Consider the following 16,118-nt stretch of genomic DNA (forward strand, 5'->3'; position numbering starts at 1 on the left):
GGGCCTCTCCTTCGCCTGACGATGTCTCGGACGGCAGGCACTGGTGATGGCGTCCAAGTCACCAAGAACATGGTTCGCGACGACGGGGGATTGGGCGTGGTTGGATCGACCGCAATGAGCAGCGACACGCCGGGTCTCCCGCCCCACCTGCGACCTTTCGTCCTTCCCTACGAAGAAGTCGAGCCGATCCGCTCGGGGAATCTCGATCTCTACCTTCCGACATCGACGCCCGCACCGGCCGTCCTGATGGTGCACGGTGGCCCGGTCCCACGTCAGCGTGAGGTGCGCCCGCCTCAGTGGCCGGCCTTCCGCGGCTACGGCGCGCTGCTGGCGCAGGCGGGGTTCGTCTGCGGGATGTTCGAGCACGGATTCGTCGACGACGAAAGCTTCCCCGCCGCACAGGAGAACATTCGCAATACCGCCGAGGCGCTGCGCGCGGATCCTCGCGTCGATCCAGAGCGGTTCGGGATGTGGTTCGTCTCCGCGGGCGGACTGTTCATGGGTTCGGTGCTTGCAGACCCGTCGGCATGGGGCGTGGCCGCCGTCGCCGGCACCTACGCGGCACCTGACGACCCTGACCTCGAGGACCCCGAACTTCTACGCGCCACAAGCACTGCTGAGCTCAGCGACGTCCCCTTGCTGCTGGTCAGGCCTGAGAACGACTTCGAGTGGATCGCGACGGCCAGCACGGAGCTTCTCGAACGTTGCGCGAGCCAGCGTCGCGCCGTCGAAGTCCTCGAGGTGCCCGGCGGCCACCACGGATTCGAGACGGTGGACGACACCGAGGAGGCGCGGGACGCGATTCAGCGCTCGATCGCCTGGTGGGGCGACGCCCTCGGCTGAGACCTCGTCTCGGCGTCCCCTCCATGCCACGACCCAACGCAGCCAGTGCGGCAGTTGAGGAGGACGCGGGTCAGGAGCGTAGACACTGCTCAATATGGGCGGCCAGGTCCGGCACCGGCAGCAAGCCATCGAGGTCGAGCGTTGCGGTTCGTCGGATGAGGGGTTCGACCTGGGCGACGTACTTGGTGATGTCAGTGCGCTGGTCAGCGGTCTTGCCGTAGGGGTTGTTCGTCCGGGTGCGCACACGGTCAAGGAGCACCTGCAACGGGACGCGCAGGTAGATCACGTGCTCGAATCTGTCGTAGAAGCGGCCTTGGTTCTGTGCTGTCCCAGCGATGGCGATGGTGTCGTGCTGGCTGAGCAGCGCGCTCATCCGGGGTTCGTCCCACAGGGCGCCGGGCAGCTCCCAGCCGTCGTAGTCGGTGTCCACGGTTGTGTAGCCGCGGCGGGCGACGGCGTCGAGGACGGTGCTCTTGCCTGCGCCTGACATCCCGGTCAGCAGCACTCGTGCCATGCCGGAACCGTAGTGGGAGCGCGATGAACGCTTGAGTTGCGCGCCAGCAGCGGCATGGTCGGAGGTCCCTCCCCAACGCAGCATTTCCGGACGTTTGCCATTGTGCCCTGCCACTAAGGTCCAGGCATGAAGGATCTTGGCCCCGTGACGCTCGAGCTCGATGAGCCGGTCGTGACAACCGATCCTGTGGCAGACGCGCAGAACGGGCTGGCCTGGTGATCCATCAGCACAACGACGTCTGGCAGTTCATCGGCGACACCAAGGGCACTGAGGAGAACGTGCAAGTACTGCACTTCAGCCATTTGCTGGAGCTGGACGCGTCACTTTCCCAGGTGCTCCGCCTGCAGCCCGGTGGCCTCATCACTCGAATGCCGATCGGTTGGGCGACACTGCGCTTCGCTACAGACGAGGCGATGGACGAGTATCTCGGGGTCTGAGTCGACGGCCGCGTTTGGCCGTAGCGCCAGCTCCTAGCGCGCGGCGATCGGCAGAGAGGTGGCAGAAGCGCAGCCGTCGTCAGCGCGGCATGATGGGACGTGCGACGTCCGCGTTCTCAGTGTGAATCAAAGGTCATTCCTGACGCCATTTCGCAAAGGCTTCTGCGTACGCCGGATTCACCCACCCGGTCCCTAAGTCGGGGTCGGGCGCTACGACAACCGACCGCACCTCGTCTTCAAGAACAGACAACGACGCAGCAACAGGCGTTACGGAGCGCTCAGGGTCGGGTTCCTCGTGATCCCAGAAGGGTTGCGGGGTGAGTTCGCGGGGGTATGAGGCGTTCGTCATGCTGTCGACGGGCACGCCTGTGCCGAAACGGAGCCACCGATGAGTGAAGCTGACCTGCCCCCGATCTCTGCAGAGGAGCTCGCCGCCGAAGGAGGGACCGCCCTTCCGGACAAGGAGGTGATGTCGCTCCTCGATCTCAACGCCGACCTGAACCTCGCCCTGGACGTCGCGGCTCCGATCGACCTCGGAGTGGCCGCGAACGCGAACGTGGCGGCCCCGATCAACGGCGCCGTGGGCGCCAACATCCTCTCCGTGGGCTCGGCCGACGCGGCCGTCGCCCACCAAGGCGTGAACATCGACCAGGACCTCTCGGGGACCGCCGTCGCGCACGCGCCGCAGCACAGCACGATCGACCAGACGACCCCGACCGCGGGGACGACCGATCCGACCGCCTCCTCGACCGCGCCGGCACCCGCACCCACCACCGCACCGACGTCGTCCTCGGCGCTCAGCGGCGACCTGCTCAACATCGACGTGAACGCCGCCGCGGATGCCAAACTCGCAGCGCCGATCGACGGCGCCGTGGCTGCGAACGCGAACGTCGCGGCACCGATCGACGCCTCCGTGTCGGCCAACGTGGGCTCCGTCGGCTCCGAGGCCACAGCCATCGCGGACCAGCAGGGCTCGATCGTGCAGCACCTCACGGGGACCGCTCAGGCCACGGCCGACCAGACCTCGCAGATCCAGCAGTAGACGGTCCGACCGTGACTCTCACGTCCGCGGACGGCAGGGCCACCGGTCCGGACCGTGTTGCCGACCGATCGCCACTGCCGTCCGCCGGCGATCGCGACGACGCCTCGGCGGAGGCGCCCGTCCGCACGACGGGGATCGAGCTGCTCGGGTCTCTGACCGGCTCGGGGTATCGCAACCCTCCGTCGCTGGTCCGCCGCGCCGACGGCCAGACGGTGCAGCTCACTCCGCTGCTCTATCTGGTGCTCGAGGCGATCGACGGTCGTCGGACGTATGCCGAGGTGGCCGAGGAGGTCAGCAGGGCATACGGGCGGCGACTCGGGCCGCAGGACGTGCAACAGCTCACCGAGTCACGCCTGCGGCCGCTCGGGCTGGTGCGCGGGGCTGACGGGTCCGAACCGCAGGTGCAGAAGGCGAACCCTCTCCTTGCCCTACGTTTCCGGTGGGTCGTCTCCGACCCGGCGGTGACCAGGCGGGTGACCGCGCCCTTCGCCGCCCTGTTCGCGCCCATCGTCGTCGTGGTCGTGCTCGTGGCGTTCACGGTCATCTCCGGCTGGGTCCTGTTCACCAAGGGACTGGCCTCAGCCACCCACCAGGCCTTTGACCAGCCTCTGCTGCTGATCCTGGTCTTCGTCATCACGATCTTCTCCGCCGGCTTCCACGAGTTTGGCCACGCCTCCGCCTGCCGCTACGGCGGTGCGACACCTGGCGCCATGGGCACCGGCCTCTACCTCGTGTGGCCTGCCTTCTACACCGATGTCACCGACAGCTATCGGCTCGGACGCGCCGGACGCCTGCGGGTCGACCTCGGCGGCCTCTACTTCAACGCGCTGATGACCGTGGCGATGTTCGGCATCTGGTTCGCCACGCGCTGGGACGCCCTCCTGCTCATCCTCGCCGCGCAGCTGCTGCAGATGGTGCGTCAGCTCGCGCCCATGGTCCGCTTCGACGGCTACCACGTCCTCGCCGACCTGACCGGGGTGCCCGACCTGTCTTCGCGCATCGGGCCGACGCTGCGCAGCCTCGTGCCGGGCCGTGCACCCGAACCGGCCGCGACGCAGCTCAAGCGCTGGGCCAAAGGCGTCGTCACTGCCTGGGTGCTGGTCATCGTGCCGCTGTTGCTCGTCACCCTCGTCCTCATGGTCGTGGCGCTCCCTCGAGTCCTGGGGACGGCGTGGAGCAGCGTCGTCAAGCACGCGGACGCCCTCGCCGTCGACTGGTCCGGCGGTGACGTCACCGGCGTAGCGGTCAGACTGCTCGCGATCCTGGCCGTCAGCGTGCCGGTGGTCGGCTCCCTCATCGTGCTCGCCCGCCTCGTCAAGACGGTCCTCGCCTCGCTCCGGCGCCGGACCGCCGGCCACCCCGGCCGGCGCGCCGTCGCCGGCCTGCTCGTGGCAGCCGTCGCGGCCGGCCTCGCTTGGACCTGGTGGCCCGACGCCAACCGCTACCGACCGATCCAACCCTTCGAGCAGGGCACCGTGGTCCAAGGCCTCCGGAGTGCGAGCTTCGCTGGTCGCACCCCTGCGCTGTCCGACGGCCAGATCATCGAAGGGCAACGGTCCGTGTGGGCCTCGGCGACAGCCCCGCCGACCAAGGACCACCCCGTGCTCGCGCTCGTGCTCGTCCCGAAGTCCGGGGCTGCCGGCTCGACCGACGCCGCCCCGAGCTGGGTCTTCCCGTTCAACCGCCCGGGCGCTCCCGGTGCAGGCGACAACCAGGCGCTGGCCGTCAACACCACGGACGGGTCAACGCTCTACGACGTCGCCTTCGCCCTGGTGTGGGCCGACGGCAGCAGCGTCACCAACAGCAACCAGGCGTACGCCTTCGCCAGCTGCCGCGGATGCAAGACCGTGGCCGTGGCCTTCCAGGTCGTACTCATCACCGGAGACGCGCGCGTCGCGATTCCCCAGAACATCTCCGGCGCCGTCAACTACTCCTGCGTCCAATGCGTTACCTACGCCCTGGCGCAGCAGCTGGTCCTCACTGTGCCGGGCGACCCCAGCCCGGCGACCAGACAGCGCCTGGACGCACTGTGGCAGCAGATCACGACCTTCGCGAGCACCATCAACAGCCTGCCGCTCGACCAGATCCGGTCCAAGCTCCTCGATTACCAGAACCAGATCCGGTCCCTCGTTGCCAACGACCCCGCCACATCAACGCCCAGCACCACCCCGTCACCGTCCATGACCACGACGGCACCGACACCCGCACCGAGCGGCACCCCCACGACCGTGGCCGGCCCGACGGGTTCGGCCAGCGTGCCTCCCTCACCGTCTTCGACGCCACAGCCGACGGAGTCGACACCACCACCAACACCGACGGGCAGCACCTCAGGGACACCGGGCACCACCGCGCCGACATCAGCTGTGAGCGCAACCACGACGCCGTGAGGCCACCGCGCGCGGCCGCCCCGTCCGTTCTGAGCTCGACTCACCTGGCGTCACCGGGCACGGCGCCGGTTCGTCCGGGAGCGCGTCGCGAGGCCGTGTCCAGGCCGTCGGAAGTGCACCCCTCGCGAAGTCCTTCTGCGCGGGGCGCGCGCGTTACCTTCGGAGGATGACGGACAGCGAAAGCGGTCCAGACCCGGACGTGGTGGTCGTCATGGGAGTCTCCGGCAGCGGCAAGACGACCCTCGCGAAAGGGCTGTCGACGGTGCTCGGGTGGGAGTTCGCCGAGGGCGACGCCTTCCACTCCGAGGCCAATGTCGCCAAGATGCGCAGCGGTATCCCGCTCACGGACGCGGACCGTTGGCCGTGGCTCGAGGCCATCGGTGCGTGGATCTCGGACAAGGAGCGCCGTGGCGAGTCCGCGGTCGTCACCTGCTCGGCGCTGCGCCGGGCCTACCGGGACCTCTTGCGTGCCGGTAGGCCGCACGTCCGTTTCCTGCACGTGACGGCCGGGTCCGATGTGATCCGCGACCGGATGGAGCACCGCCCGGGTCACTACATGCCACCGTCACTGCTGCCCAGCCAGCTGGCCACGCTCGAGCCCCTTGCCGCCGACGAGCCCGGCGTGACCATCACCAACGAGGGGAGCGCCGCCCAGGTCCTCGACCGTGCGCTCGCCGCCCTCGGACACCGGAAGGAGCACGCCTGATGTCTCTCATCGAAGTTCCCGCCGCCGTGTCGGCGGCCGTCCCCGGCGGTCTGCCGACCGCCGCCGCAGCCCCGGTGTATGCCGGCAACGCCCAGCTCGTGGCGGCATGCGTCCTCGGCATCCTCGCCGTCGTCGTGCTCATCACGTGGGCGAAGGTCCATCCCTTCCTGTCACTGATGCTCGGCTCTGCCGTCCTGGGGGCGGTGGCGACGATGCCGGCGGGCGACACCGTCAAGAGCTTCGTCGCGGGGTTCGGCTCGACCGCCGGCGCGGTCGGGATCCTCATCGCGCTCGGGGCGATGATCGGCAAGCTGCTCGAGGACTCCGGCGGAGCCAACCGCATCGTCGGGACCATGGTGGGTCGCGTCGGCCCCGGTCGGTTGCCGTGGGTGATGGCGGCCATCGCCGCGATCCTCGGGCTGCCGCTGTTCTTCGAGGTCGGCGTGGTGCTGCTCGTGCCGGTGGTCGTCCTGGTGGCCCAGCGAACGGGCCTGTCGCTCATGAAGGTCGGCATTCCTGCATTGGCCGGTCTCTCGGTGCTGCACGGGTTGGTGCCGCCGCACCCCGGTCCGCTCACCGCGATCGGCCTGCTCAACGCCGACCTCGGGCGCACGCTGATCTTCGGCATCATCATCGCGATCCCCACCGTCGTGGTGGCCGGACCGCTGCTCGCGCGTTACGTCGACCGGTGGGTGCCCAAGTCCGCGGACGACCTGGTGTTCCTGGGCTCGTCGGCCGGCGGCGCGGCCGGGCAGCCCCGGGCCTCGGCGGTCGTCGGTGCCCGGGCGCAGGGTGGTGGCGACCAGACCACCAGGGGCCTGTCGGGCGGGGGGACCGACACGTTGACGGACGCCGACGCTCCGGGGACGCGCGCCACCGCAACAGCCGGTGAGGACGCCGGAGCCAACAAGGGGCCGGGCTCGTTCGACGAGCCGTTGGCACCTGGACGCAAGCGGGTCAGCTTTGCCACCGCCATCATCGGCATCACCCTGCCGGTCGTGCTCATGCTCGTCGACGCGATCACCAAGCTGACCGTCACGGACGAGAAGGCCGGGGTCCGCACGCTGATGGACTTCATCGGCACCCCGATCGTCGCGCTGCTCATCGCCGTGCTCTACTGCTACATCGCGCTGGGACTGGGGTCGGGGCTGGACAAGCGGCAGGTGAGCGAGTCGGTCGGGTCGGCGCTGCCGGCGGTCGCGAGCATCATCCTCATCGTCGCCGCGGGCGGTGGGTTCAAGCAGACCCTCATCGACGCCGGTGTCGGCAACGTCATCAAGGACTGGGCCACCGGCGTCAACATCTCGGTGCTGCTTCTCGGGTGGCTCGTGGCCGTGCTCATCCGACTCGGCACCGGGTCGGCCACGGTCGCCACGATCACCGCGGCCGGCATCGTGGCGCCGCTGGCCCCGACCCTGTCGGCGAACCACCTCGCGCTGCTCGTGCTGGCGGTCGGCTGCGGCTCGCTCTTCTTCTCGCACGTCAACGACGCGGGCTTCTGGCTGGTGAAGGAGTACTTCGGCCTGACCGTGGGGGAGACCATCAAGTCGTGGTCGGTCATGGAGACCGTCATCTCGGTGTTCGGCTTCGCGCTGGTGATGCTGGCCAGCGTCATCATCGCGTGATGCTGGTCGGCTCCCCGTCGAGTTCCCGCCGGGGCGCGGGGGGCAGGTCAGCGGCTGCCGGCAGCCGCTGACCTGCCGCGCGGCCGCCCATACCGTCAGGTTCACAGATCGTTCACCTCCTCGCGGGTTCCGCGGGGCCCGACTGGGCCAGAGTGGTCTGCATGTCACTGGCGCGAACCGAACACCGATCCCTCCCGATGCCCAAGGCCGCACTGGGCATGGCCCTCGTGGTCGCCGTGAGCTGCACGACGGCCGCGTCCACCCAGGCTGCCCCGCTGCCGACGGGTCACACCGGGTATGCCGGGTCGGCGCCGCTGCCGCTGGGGCCCGCCGACCTCCCCCAGACCCGGACGACGACGGCCGTCGAGCCGGGCGTCACGATGACCCACATCGTGCGCGGCGCCTACGACCCCAGCACACCGTGGGTCGTCGAGCTCAGCATCCCCTCCGGCAGCACGAGCCCGGACCCGGACGCGCCGCCACGATCGGTGCAGGACCAGGGCAGCGCCGACGACCTGGTCCGCCGCCTGGCGGCTGCGGGTTTCGACGCACAGAGCCAACCGGTACGCCAGCCCGCGGTCGCCGACGTCCCGGCCGGCACCATCGGCTACCGGGTTCGTGCGACCGCCACGTTCTCGACGCAGGCCGACGCGACGGCATACGTCACCCGGCTCGAGGCAGCAGGCTTCTCGGCCCGCACCTGGTACGCCGGGTGGGACGGGGCCAGCATGGCCAAGGGTCAATGGAGCATCAACGTGCTGACCATCGACCCGCGCCAGTTCCGCGGGCGGTTGGGTGCGACCTTCGGACCCGACCTGGTGGACCGGGAGACCACAACGGCGCTCGGCGCGTACGCCCACGCCAAAGCTGCCGTCAACGGTGGCTTCTTCGTCCTGGACCCCAAGGCGGGGGCTCCGGGGGACCCGGCCGGCGTCGGCGTCTACGGCGGCATCCTCGAGTCCGAGACCGTCGCCGGCCGCCCGTCCCTGGTCCTCGACGAACGAGCCCTGCACACCCACATCGCCCGCCCGGTGTGGAGCGGGAGCCTGCTCCACGGAGCCTCGAGTCTCCACCTGGACGGCATCAACCGGGTGCCGGGCCTGATCCGCAACTGCGGCGGGGATGCCGGCGACCAGCCGACCGACCACCCTCTTCACGACACCACCTGCACGGACCCCGACGAGCTGGTTGCGTTCACCACCGCCTACGGACCCTCGACCCCGGCCGGTCCCGGCGTCGAGGTCGTGCTCGACCGCCACGACCGGGTGGTCCGGGTCGACGCACAGAGAGGCACGACGCTCCAACCGGGGCAGCGCTCGGTGCAGGCCACCGGGAGCCTCACCTCGCAGCTGGCGGGCCTGCGTCCCGGGCAGGTCGCGCGGCTCGACCTGCGCCTGATCGAACCCGGCGGCGGCAACCTGGTCCGGCCGCGGACGACCGTCGTCAACGGGGGACCGCAGCTGCTTCGCGGCGGCGCCGAGTACATCACCCAGGGCACGGACGGCATGGTGCACCCCACCGACCCGTCCTTCGCCTACGGATGGGTGCTGCAGCGCAACCCGCGCACCTTCGCCGGTGAGGACGCGGCCGGCCGAACCCTGCTCGTCACGGTCGACGGCCGCCAGCCCGACGAGCTCGGATTGTCGATCCCGGAGGAAGCGCAGGTCGCGCGGGCGCTCGGGATGCGGGAGGCGATGAACCTCGACGGAGGTGGCTCCACGGCCATGAGCCTCGACGGCCGGCTGGTCACCCATCCTTCGGACGCCTCCGGCGAGCGACCCGTGGGCGATGCCATCGTCATCGGGTAGTCCTGCAAGCGAGGCGTGTGGCAGCACAGCGTTCACCGTGCCGCCATCTGGGGGTGGGTGAAACCGGCGACGATCCGACATCGGATAGGAGTTCCGACCAATCAACCTTTCGAAGGGCAACTCACCATGTCTTCGTCAGTCAACCGCCGCAACTTCCTCGGTGGGGCCGCCGCCACCGGTCTCGGCATCGCCATCAGCGGCAGCCCACGCCACCACGCCGGGCCACGCAAGGCAGAGCGGCGCCGCAGCGCAGCCCACGCCGCGAGCCGACGCGAGCGTGCAACAACCAGTGCCCTGCTGGTCCGAGGCCTTGTCAGATGTCCGTGATCTCATGAGCGAATGCAGGCGGTCGTTGTCGGTGCGCTGGTCCGTGACGGCCGTGTCCTGCTCGCGCATCGCAGGGCCGACAAGCGTGCGTACCCGAGCGTGTGGGACCTGCCAGGCGGGCTTGTCGAGGCCGGCGAGTCCGAGCTGGACGCGCTGACGCGGGAGCTGGACGAGGAGCTCGGCGTGCAGATCGTGACGGGATCGGCGTCTCATCTGTGCCGGGTGACCGCAGGACCTCGCGACGAACCAGCACTGCTCAGCGCTTGGCTGGTGCGGGCCTGGCACGGAACGCCGGCGAACCTCGCCCCCGAGGAACACGACGACATCGGATGGTTCACCGTCGAGGAGTTTCCTCCCCCTGGCCATCCACACCTGCGCGCGGCCCTGGTGGATGTGATGCGCAGTCACCGCGACTGAGGATCGGGGGCGTCGGCACGACTGCTCGGGGGCTCGGTCCGCACGCTCGCGCAATGCTTCTCGTACGGCCGCGGCGTCTCGGTCGAGGTACTGGAGCGGGGCGCTGGGAACGGTCGGCTCGACGGCGTGGGGAACCCGCGATGGCGGCTTGGTCAGGTCGCCCCTGTGGTCTGCGGGACGGGGAGAGCCCACACCGTCAGGGCGCCTTGGAGCATGTGATCACGCTGTCGGCGCCCGCGGTGCAGATCGCGTGGTGGGCGGCGTCCTTGGTCGCGGCGGGGATCTCGTTCACGAGCGTGGTGCGCACGCGGGTCTCGGTGACGACCGTGCCGGCCGGAACCCCCGAGGTCCCCTCGACGGCCACGGTTCGTTCGCCGATGAGCAGTCCGGTGCTGGGATCGACCATGATCTCCTGGCGTGTTCCGTTGACCGGTTCGGTGCGGGCGATGCCCACCCCGAGCTGGCCTTGCAGCGTGACGGCCCTGCTGGTGACGTCGACACCGGGGACGGTCTTGAGCACCTGGAAGAGGGCCGCGCGCAGGTCGGCGGGGACGAGCCCGCTGCGCAGGACGTCCGCCACATAGACGACGACCTCACCGTCCACGGACGAGCCGTGTCCCTGGGCGTCGGCGTACAGCCGGTCTCGAAGGTGGTCGACGTCGCGTGGCAGCGCCGCGAGGAAGGCCGGGTTGGGGGTCTGCCACCCGCCGGGCAGCTCGTTCGGTGCCAGGTTCGTGGTCTCGATGCTCGTTCCACCCGGAACGGGGGACCAGCCGGGTCCGCCGGTCAGCTGCCGCTGACTGATGCCAGGTGCCCACTCGGTGTACGTCGGCCGGGCGCCGTCGACGGCGACGTACGCGATGGTGCGGTCCAGGACCCACCAGGTGGACGAGAGGTCAGAGGCGTTGCGGGTCTCGTGGCGTGTCGCTGTATGTCCGCCGGTCGTGGTGATCTTCCAGTACTGGTCTCCGGACGCCGGCGGGTCGGTCGCGTGGATCGCGGCCGTGTCCAGGACGCCGGCGGCGGCCACCGATGCCCCGGCCGGGCGGCCAGTCAGGCTGAGACCCACGGGCGCGGCGATCAGGGCGCACGCCGCGGCGAGCACTGCCACGCTCCGGCGCACCCGCCGCGGAATCGCTCGAGCGCTCGGTCCGGTGATGGTCAGGCGGTCAGCGACGAGGGCCCCGGCATCGCCAGCTGCTGCGGGAGCTGTTCCCGAGCTCATGATGGCTTGCGCCATCTCCTGCCACTCGCGGTCGGACAGCGGCATCTGCAGGTGGGTGGCGGGGTCGGCGGCGGCGACCTTGGTGGTCAGTTCTGAACGCATGAGTCCTCCTCGGTCGTGGTGGTCGGGCGGGAGCCGAGCCTTCGCGTCGTTCCGGAAGCGGGGACGAGCTGAAGGGCTGGTCTCGAGGCTGCGGAGGGGCGCCCGTTCGAGGGCGTCCCGGCGTCTGGTTCGGGCTCGGACAGCGCTTGACGAAGGCGCGCCCGTGCGCGGTGCAGACGCACGCGTACCGTGGCTTGCGAGCAGCCCAGCGCCACCGCGATCTCGGCGCGGCTCAGCGACTCCCACGCCTCGAGCTGCACCAGCTCGCGGTCACTGCTGCTGAGGCGGGCCAGGGCCTGCCGGATCGCGATGGCTTGGGTGCTGGCGTCTTCCAGCGGGGGAGTCTCGGTCAGCGCCTGCCGCAGCCGGTCTGCCAACGCCGAGCGGCGGCGTTGTCCCCGGTAGTAGTTCGACAGACAGCCGCGGGCGACGCCGAACATCCAGGGGCGTGCGTCGGCGCCCGTAGGAGCCTCGTCGATCCGACGCCACGCCACCAGGAATGCGTCGGCGACCACGTCCGCGGCATCCGATGGCTCCGCAACGCGGCGGACCGCATACGCAAGCAACGCCAGGTGCGTGCCGGCGAACAACGCCTCGAACGCGGCTCGGCGATCGATGTCGACGTCCCGTCGTGGCACCTCGCCGTGCGTGTTCTCGCCCATGGGTGCTCTCCCTGTCACATGGCTCAAGCGGCCCGACATGGGCCTACGTGCACCACATGTCCGCCACCGGCACAGCGTTACACCTGAGAACCTGCGGGGCTCGTCGACCTGCGGGAGGTGGCGTCGCTGCGTCTCGCAGGCCCCCGCAGGTCTTTGCGCAAGATTGCCGCAATTTACCCATTCATTACCAATCGATGACGATTCACCGTGCAAGCATCCGACGTGGAGATGGTCTCGGTCGAGACCACGGGACGGCGCCGCACCATCGCGGCTCGTGAGCAGGGGGAGACACCATGTATGACGTCATTGCTGAGGCCGTCGACGCGCACTCGGCTCGAGTGTCCGACGTGGCCCGAGCCGGGGAACGTGTCGGCGATCCGACGGTTCCCCAGGATCTGATCACGCCGCGCGAGGTCGCGGCCCTGTTCTGCGTGAACCCCAAGACGGTGACCCGCTGGGCTGTGGCCGGTCGCCTGACGGCATACCGCACGCTCGGTGGTCACCGCCGCTTCAGCCGGGCCCAGATCGAGCAGCTTCTCAGCGTCCAGGCGGCGTGCTGAGCGACCACCCCTGTCGGCGCGCGCTGTGTGGGTGCGCGTCCGAGTCGCCGGTGTCTGCACCGGTGGCACGTCCTCACCTGGCCCGTCAGCGGGTCGAGGGTCACCCGGCGGGACGAGACTCGACCGGGCGCTCGACACGCAGGGGTCGTGACTGCGGGCCTCGCTCTGGGTACTGACAAGACGGCATCGATGCAGTCTGCTCGATGTGGGCCCACCGGGCCCGTGAACCCGAGTCGAGGAGGACCCCATGGGGACCGAGGACAAGGTCAACAACACCGCGCAGAACGCCGAGGGCAAGGTCAAGGAGGCCGCCGGGAAGGCGACCGGTGACGACAGCCTCGAGGCCGAGGGCAAGGGGAAGCAGGCAGGCGCCAACCTCAAGCAGGCCGGCGAGAAGGTCAAGGACGCCTTCAAGGACTGACCTGCTCCACGACCTCCGCAACTGGAGCACCTGCCTGGCTTCGCGCCAGCACACCGGCAGCCGTGCCCCTCGACAGTCGTCGAGGGCACGGCTGCTGCCGTTGTCGACTGCCCGGCGCCGTGCCGATGGCCGGGTGCGCCCGCAGGCCTCCCGCACCCACGAAAGCTGCGCAGGGGAGGTCGACCATCAGCTCGTCGGCGTGTGGGTCACCATCCAGCGGATGCCGTAGCGGTCCAGGGTGACGCCCCAGTAGGCGCCCCACGGCATGTCGGCCATCGGGGACCCTTCGGAGCCGCCCTCGGCGAGCGCGTCGTAGAGGTGGTCGGCCTCGTCCCGGGAGTCGACGTCGATGCACAGGGTCGTGTTGTTGCCGATGCGGACGTGCTGCCCCATCGAGTCGAGCATGTCCGTGCCCATCAGCAGGTGCCCTCCGGCGATCGGGAGCTGGGCGTGCATGACCAACGGGCGCTCCGCCTCCGGGAGGTCGGAGGGCCCGGCAGCGGGCATGTCCGAGTAGCGGGTGAGCATGCCGACCTCGGTGCCGAAGGCTTTGGCGTAGAAGGCGAAGGCCTCTTCGGTCTGGCCCTGGAAGTTGAGGTAGGTGCTGACCTGTGCCATCGCGATACTCCCTCGTCGCAGCGACCCTGTCCTGCCATGGTCCACCCGCGCGCGGTCCCTCGTCCACGGACACCGGAGCTTCCGCTCGGCGGTGCACGGCCAGGCAGGTCCGGGCCCTCACACGGAGGCGCCGCCGCCGCTACGACGAGGGGGCGACCGGCCGTCCACGCGGAGCGCCGCCAAGCTCCTCGAGCATCAACATCCGAGTGCGCAGCTCGTGGCTGCCATCGGGCAGTGGCGCCTCGTAGTAGAGCCGGAAGCCGCTCGTCGAGCCCGGCCTCGCCGCCGGCAGCGGAACGGCGTCGAGGTAGCGGGCCGTGCTGACGGGCTCGTCCGCCCTTGCCTCGAGGGAGCCCGGCGTGGCTCCGGGGACCGCGGTCCCGGTGCGTTCGGAGAAGTTCTCCGCCTTGCTGGCGCGGCCGTCGTAGGTGGCCGACCCGTCGGGAAGCACCGCGGTCACCCGCGCGCCACGCGCGTCCCAGGACCCCTGGCGGCCACGGAGCGCCACCCCGTGCCACTGCCAGCGCAGCCCGTCGTCGCTCCTCGCGTACCGCGTCCACATCCGGTCCTCCTCGCCACGTACCTGGAGCGGATGGCAGCAGACCCATGCGTGCCAGCCTCGTGTGGTTCGCCGGATGACCGGGTCCTTGACGCCCTCGTGGGCGTCCCCGGCGAACACCGTCCGTGGCTCGGCGGCGTCGAGCCCGGCCGGGTCGTCGGCCTCGAGGGCGTCGATGCGCCAGTGCTTGCTGCCCGGCGTCGCGCACGAGACATAGAGACGCCACCGGCCCTTCTCGGTGCGCACGAGAGCCGAACGCTCGAGCGACTCGGCCCCGAAGCGTTCCTTGTCCAGGGTCACGACCGGCGTCAGGCTGATCCCATCGGGCGATCGCCCCACCAGTGTGGCGGCTCCGCGGAGCGCCGCCGTGCGCACTCGGTACGCGACGACGAAGCTCCCGTCGTCGTCGAGGGCCGCGCTCGGGGCTCCCACCCAGTTCCCTTCACCGGGTGCCGGCGCCGGCACGACGACCGCGTATGCCGTTCCGCTCGAGGCCGCTGCCACCCGGGCCGCGAGGGTGTCGTGGCCGTTCACGATCGCGACCGTCCGCACACGCGCAGCTCTCTGCTCGACATGGCCCGCAGGGTAGCCGCGTCCGCTCGGCGGGGTCTGGGAGGACGACCGGCGGTGCAGGGAGGTTGGAGGCCAGCTCGTTCAGTGGCTGACGCGCAGCGCCTGTTGCCGCTCCAGGCGATCGTGCAGCTCGACCTGCGAGACGCCGGCAGCCAGGGCATCGGTGACGAGATCGGCCTGTGTCGGGGGTGACATGCCGTCGATGGGCTGGTCGCGGTCGAGGTTGGTCGGGAAGGCGTAACCCTCGGCGGTCGCGGCCACCACGTTGGCGACGTCACGCGGCGGCATACCGGCCGCGCGGGCTGCGAGCAACGCGGGGTAGATCGCCTCGACGACGCGGGCGCGGTCGACCGTCTCCATGGCGCGTCCGAAGGCCGAGCTGATCTGCAGGAGGTTCGCCATGCGGCGCACGTCGCTCGTGTGGTTGCTGCCGGCGGCGTGGAAGAGCGCGGGGTTGAAGAAGACGGCGTCGCCGGCCGCCAGCGGCAGCTGCACGTGGTGCTCGACGAAGTAGGACTGGAACTCGGGCTGCTGGTAGGCGACGTAACCGTGCGCGTACTTCTGGCTGTGCGGCAGGTAGAGGGTGGGTCCGGACTCGAGCGGCATGTCGACATGTGCGACGGCCCCCTGGAGGGTGAGCGCCTGCGAGAGTGCGTGCACGTGGGCCGGGTAGGCCGCGCAGACCTCTGCCGACTGGAATCCGAGGTGGTAGTCGCGGTGGACCGTCTGTCCCGCACCGCCGGGGTTGACGACGTTGAGCTGGGAGGTCACCTGGTAGCCGGGCCCGAGCCAGGCCTCCGCCGCGAGCGCCAGGGCGTCGTTGGCGTAGTAGCCGACGAAGGCCGCGGGGTCGGCGACGGCCAGCTTCTCGAGGGCGTTCCAGATGCGGTCGTTGGCACCGGGCTTGGCGAAGTGGTCGCCGGCCGCGATGCCCTTCGAGCGCTGGTCGACGACCATCCGCTCGAGGGCGGCTGTCGCACGGTCGAGGGGCTGTGCGTCGAATGCGCCTGCAAGCACGACGATTCCCGGTCCCTCCGAGAGCGCCCGCGCCAGCTCGGCCCGGACGTCGCGGCGGGAGGTGGGGTCCGCCGCATCAGGTCTCAACGTGGCCCAGTCGTAGACGAGCACCTGCTGCTCGACGCGGCTGGCATGCGGGAAGTCGTCGAGCTCGGTCTCGGCGGTGAGGACCTCGAGCAGGTCGGACAGTCGGGCGTCCTCGGGACGGATCCAGTCCGTGCTGGAGCTGATCGACGTGTGGGTCATGGTGCCCTCCTCGGGCGCTCTGCGCTCGC

17 protein-coding genes are annotated in these 16,118 nt (G+C 70.2%); 11 read left to right on the forward strand and 6 right to left on the reverse strand.

Annotation, left to right across the window (positions count from 1 at the left end):
* Positions 1-114: 114 nt before the first annotated feature.
* On the forward strand, positions 115-843 hold the full coding sequence (locus ABD241_RS04690) for an alpha/beta hydrolase family protein (RefSeq protein ID WP_344058905.1): 729 nt from the start codon (positions 115-117) through the stop codon (positions 841-843).
* A 70-nt stretch (positions 844-913) separates the two neighbouring features.
* Here ABD241_RS04690 and ABD241_RS04695 read toward each other — a convergent pair whose 3' ends face one another.
* Positions 914-1,357 (reverse strand): AAA family ATPase, encoded by a 444-nt coding sequence (locus ABD241_RS04695; protein WP_344058907.1) that lies wholly within the window; start codon positions 1,355-1,357, stop codon positions 914-916.
* Between the two features lie 215 nt (positions 1,358-1,572).
* On the opposite strand from ABD241_RS04695, the gene ABD241_RS04700 reads away from it, so the two are divergent.
* The 8 genes from ABD241_RS04700 to ABD241_RS04730 all read left to right on the forward strand — a co-directional run bounded on the left by ABD241_RS04700 (position 1,573) and on the right by ABD241_RS04730 (position 10,106).
* On the forward strand, positions 1,573-1,794 hold the full coding sequence (locus tag ABD241_RS04700; RefSeq protein WP_344058910.1) for a hypothetical protein: 222 nt from the start codon (positions 1,573-1,575) through the stop codon (positions 1,792-1,794).
* A 388-nt stretch (positions 1,795-2,182) separates the two neighbouring features.
* The gene (locus tag ABD241_RS04705; protein WP_344058912.1) at positions 2,183-2,836 is read left to right on the forward strand and encodes a peptidoglycan-binding protein; all 654 of its coding nucleotides are present in this window, start codon (positions 2,183-2,185) and stop codon (positions 2,834-2,836) included.
* A gap of 11 nt (positions 2,837-2,847) precedes the next feature.
* On the forward strand, positions 2,848-5,223 hold the full coding sequence (locus ABD241_RS04710) for a zinc metalloprotease (RefSeq protein WP_344058914.1): 2,376 nt from the start codon (positions 2,848-2,850) through the stop codon (positions 5,221-5,223).
* 166 nt (positions 5,224-5,389) lie between these two features.
* Positions 5,390-5,929 carry a gluconokinase gene (locus ABD241_RS04715; protein ID WP_344058916.1) on the forward strand — a complete coding sequence of 180 codons (540 nt, stop codon included), beginning with the start codon at positions 5,390-5,392 and terminating at the stop codon, positions 5,927-5,929.
* A complete protein-coding gene (locus ABD241_RS04720) occupies positions 5,929-7,554 on the forward strand; it encodes a GntT/GntP/DsdX family permease (protein WP_344058918.1) in 1,626 nt (541 codons plus the stop codon). The genes ABD241_RS04715 and ABD241_RS04720 overlap by 1 nt, the downstream gene beginning before the upstream one ends.
* Before the next feature lie 161 nt (positions 7,555-7,715).
* Complete coding sequence (locus ABD241_RS04725) at positions 7,716-9,362, forward strand: phosphodiester glycosidase family protein (RefSeq protein ID WP_344058920.1); 1,647 nt, start codon at positions 7,716-7,718, stop codon at positions 9,360-9,362.
* Positions 9,363-9,488: 126 nt separating this feature from the next.
* Positions 9,489-9,689 (forward strand): twin-arginine translocation signal domain-containing protein, encoded by a 201-nt coding sequence (locus ABD241_RS20665; RefSeq protein ID WP_425580686.1) that lies wholly within the window; start codon positions 9,489-9,491, stop codon positions 9,687-9,689.
* A 12-nt stretch (positions 9,690-9,701) separates the two neighbouring features.
* Positions 9,702-10,106, forward strand: a complete 405-nt coding sequence (locus tag ABD241_RS04730) for an NUDIX domain-containing protein (RefSeq protein WP_344058922.1) — start codon at positions 9,702-9,704, stop codon at positions 10,104-10,106.
* A gap of 196 nt (positions 10,107-10,302) precedes the next feature.
* Here the strand turns inward: ABD241_RS04730 and ABD241_RS04735 are convergent, their stop codons facing one another.
* Together ABD241_RS04735 and ABD241_RS04740 are read right to left on the reverse strand one after the other, a co-directional pair.
* A complete protein-coding gene (locus ABD241_RS04735; protein WP_344058924.1) occupies positions 10,303-11,433 on the reverse strand; it encodes a CU044_5270 family protein in 1,131 nt (376 codons plus the stop codon).
* The gene (locus tag ABD241_RS04740; protein WP_344058926.1) at positions 11,418-12,095 is read right to left on the reverse strand and encodes an RNA polymerase sigma factor; all 678 of its coding nucleotides are present in this window, start codon (positions 12,093-12,095) and stop codon (positions 11,418-11,420) included. Before ABD241_RS04740 ends, ABD241_RS04735 begins: the two co-directional genes overlap by 16 nt.
* Positions 12,096-12,388: 293 nt before the next feature.
* On the opposite strand from ABD241_RS04740, the gene ABD241_RS04745 reads away from it, so the two are divergent.
* A complete protein-coding gene (locus ABD241_RS04745) occupies positions 12,389-12,655 on the forward strand; it encodes a BldC family transcriptional regulator (RefSeq protein WP_425580688.1) in 267 nt (88 codons plus the stop codon).
* A gap of 247 nt (positions 12,656-12,902) precedes the next feature.
* On the forward strand, positions 12,903-13,076 hold the full coding sequence (locus ABD241_RS04750; RefSeq protein WP_142222125.1) for a CsbD family protein: 174 nt from the start codon (positions 12,903-12,905) through the stop codon (positions 13,074-13,076).
* 186 nt (positions 13,077-13,262) lie between these two features.
* On the opposite strand, the gene ABD241_RS04755 is transcribed toward ABD241_RS04750, so the two are convergent.
* From ABD241_RS04755 to ABD241_RS04765, 3 genes are all read right to left on the reverse strand, one after another.
* Positions 13,263-13,694 (reverse strand): VOC family protein, encoded by a 432-nt coding sequence (locus ABD241_RS04755; protein ID WP_344058930.1) that lies wholly within the window; start codon positions 13,692-13,694, stop codon positions 13,263-13,265.
* A gap of 139 nt (positions 13,695-13,833) precedes the next feature.
* Positions 13,834-14,787 carry a hypothetical protein gene (locus ABD241_RS04760; RefSeq protein WP_344058932.1) on the reverse strand — a complete coding sequence of 318 codons (954 nt, stop codon included), beginning with the start codon at positions 14,785-14,787 and terminating at the stop codon, positions 13,834-13,836.
* Between the two features lie 120 nt (positions 14,788-14,907).
* Entirely contained in the window at positions 14,908-16,089 is a 1,182-nt protein-coding gene (locus ABD241_RS04765) for a phytanoyl-CoA dioxygenase family protein (RefSeq protein WP_344058934.1), read from the reverse strand.
* Positions 16,090-16,118: the final 29 nt, after the last annotated feature.

This window comes from Terrabacter lapilli (assembly GCF_039531305.1).
In the GTDB taxonomy this organism is placed as follows: domain Bacteria; phylum Actinomycetota; class Actinomycetes; order Actinomycetales; family Dermatophilaceae; genus Terrabacter; species Terrabacter lapilli.

Excerpts from the sequence above, each read along its gene's own strand:
- ABD241_RS04705 (WP_344058912.1), top strand. The coding sequence starts at position 2,183 with ATGAGTGAAGCTGACCTGCCCCCGATCTCTGCAGAGGAGCTCGCCGCC.
- ABD241_RS04720 (WP_344058918.1), top strand. The coding sequence starts at position 5,929 with ATGTCTCTCATCGAAGTTCCCGCCGCCGTGTCGGCGGCCGTCCCCGGC.
- ABD241_RS04715 (WP_344058916.1), top strand. The coding sequence starts at position 5,390 with ATGACGGACAGCGAAAGCGGTCCAGACCCGGACGTGGTGGTCGTCATG.
- ABD241_RS04745 (WP_425580688.1), top strand. The coding sequence starts at position 12,389 with ATGTATGACGTCATTGCTGAGGCCGTCGACGCGCACTCGGCTCGAGTG.
- ABD241_RS04765 (WP_344058934.1), bottom strand. The coding sequence starts at position 16,089 with ATGACCCACACGTCGATCAGCTCCAGCACGGACTGGATCCGTCCCGAG.
- ABD241_RS04755 (WP_344058930.1), bottom strand. The coding sequence starts at position 13,694 with ATGGCACAGGTCAGCACCTACCTCAACTTCCAGGGCCAGACCGAAGAG.
- ABD241_RS04740 (WP_344058926.1), bottom strand. The coding sequence starts at position 12,095 with ATGGGCGAGAACACGCACGGCGAGGTGCCACGACGGGACGTCGACATC.
- ABD241_RS04725 (WP_344058920.1), top strand. The coding sequence starts at position 7,716 with ATGTCACTGGCGCGAACCGAACACCGATCCCTCCCGATGCCCAAGGCC.
- ABD241_RS20665 (WP_425580686.1), top strand. The coding sequence starts at position 9,489 with ATGTCTTCGTCAGTCAACCGCCGCAACTTCCTCGGTGGGGCCGCCGCC.
- ABD241_RS04750 (WP_142222125.1), top strand. The coding sequence starts at position 12,903 with ATGGGGACCGAGGACAAGGTCAACAACACCGCGCAGAACGCCGAGGGC.
- ABD241_RS04695 (WP_344058907.1), bottom strand. The coding sequence starts at position 1,357 with ATGGCACGAGTGCTGCTGACCGGGATGTCAGGCGCAGGCAAGAGCACC.
- ABD241_RS04735 (WP_344058924.1), bottom strand. The coding sequence starts at position 11,433 with ATGCGTTCAGAACTGACCACCAAGGTCGCCGCCGCCGACCCCGCCACC.
- ABD241_RS04730 (WP_344058922.1), top strand. The coding sequence starts at position 9,702 with ATGCAGGCGGTCGTTGTCGGTGCGCTGGTCCGTGACGGCCGTGTCCTG.
- ABD241_RS04690 (WP_344058905.1), top strand. The coding sequence starts at position 115 with ATGAGCAGCGACACGCCGGGTCTCCCGCCCCACCTGCGACCTTTCGTC.